The organism is Methylobacterium sp. WL119 (genome assembly GCF_008039875.1).
In the GTDB taxonomy this organism is placed as follows: Bacteria; Pseudomonadota; Alphaproteobacteria; order Rhizobiales; family Beijerinckiaceae; genus Methylobacterium.
This window is the reverse complement of sequence record NZ_VRUU01000236.1, coordinates 1-1,055: the sequence shown is the minus strand read 5'-3', so window position 1 is coordinate 1,055 and position 1,055 is coordinate 1. Positions and strand designations below refer to the sequence as shown.

Below are 1,055 nucleotides of genomic sequence, written 5' to 3'. Positions count from 1 at the left end.
CACCGCCGACCTCACCGCGCCGACCCGGGTCACCGAGGCCGAGATCCGCGAGCGCATGAGCGGCAACCTGTGCCGCTGCGGCGCCTATTCCAACATCGTCGAGGCGATGAGCGAGGTCGCCGGCCTCGAGACCGGCCGGAGGCCCGCATGAAGTCGTTCACCTACGAGCGCCCGAGCACGCCGGCCGAGGCCGCCGCCGCCGTGGCGCGCACGCCCAACGCCAAGTTCATCGCCGGCGGCACCAACCTGCTCGACCTGATGAAGCTGCAGATCGAGACCCCGACCCACCTCGTCGACGTCAACGGGCTCGGGCTCGACCGGATCGAGCCGACCCCGGAGGGCGGCCTGCGCATCGGCGCGCTGGTGCGCAACACCGACCTCGCCGCCGACGCCCGTGTCCGGAAGGATTACGGCGTGCTGTCGCGCGCGCTGCTGGCCGGCGCCTCGGGGCAGCTGCGCAACAAGGCGACCACCGCCGGCAACCTGCTGCAGCGCACCCGCTGCCCGTACTTCTACGACACCGCGCAGGCCTGCAACAAGCGCCGGCCGGGCTCCGGCTGCTCGGCGCTCGACGGGGTCAGCCGGCAGCTGGCGGTGATCGGCGGAAGCGACGCCTGCATCGCCACCCATCCCGGCGACATGGCGGTGGCGATGCGCGTGCTCGACGCCACCGTCGAGACCGTCGACGGCGAGGGCCGGGAACGCGCGATCCCGATCGCCGCGTTCCACCGCCTGCCCGGCGACGCGCCCGAGCGCGACACCACGCTCGCGGCCGGCGCGCTGATCACGGCGGTGACGCTGCCGAAGCCGGTGGCGGGCACGCACCTCTACCGCAAGGTCCGCGACCGGGCGTCGTACGCCTACGCGCTGGTCTCGGTGGCGGCGATCCTGGGCAGGGACGGGTCCGGCCGCGTCGCCTTCGGCGGGGTGGCGCCGAAACCCTGGCGGGTGGAGGCGGCCGAGGCCGACCTGCCGCGGGGCGCCAAGGCGGTGACCGAGCAGGTCTTCGCCGGCGCCGCGCCGACCCATGCGAACGCCTACAAGCTGACGCTCGC

Annotated in this window: 2 protein-coding genes; both read left to right on the top strand. The window is 74.3% G+C overall.

Going from position 1 to position 1,055, the window contains the following annotated elements; translation table 11 throughout:
• On the top strand, positions 1 to 151 hold a 151-nt coding region (locus FV227_RS30535; RefSeq protein ID WP_348642556.1), incomplete at its 5' end, for a 2Fe-2S iron-sulfur cluster-binding protein.
• The coding region (locus FV227_RS28625) for a xanthine dehydrogenase family protein subunit M (protein ID WP_147860481.1) at positions 148 to 1,055 on the top strand (908 nt) is incomplete at its 3' end. The genes FV227_RS30535 and FV227_RS28625, both read left to right, overlap by 4 nt.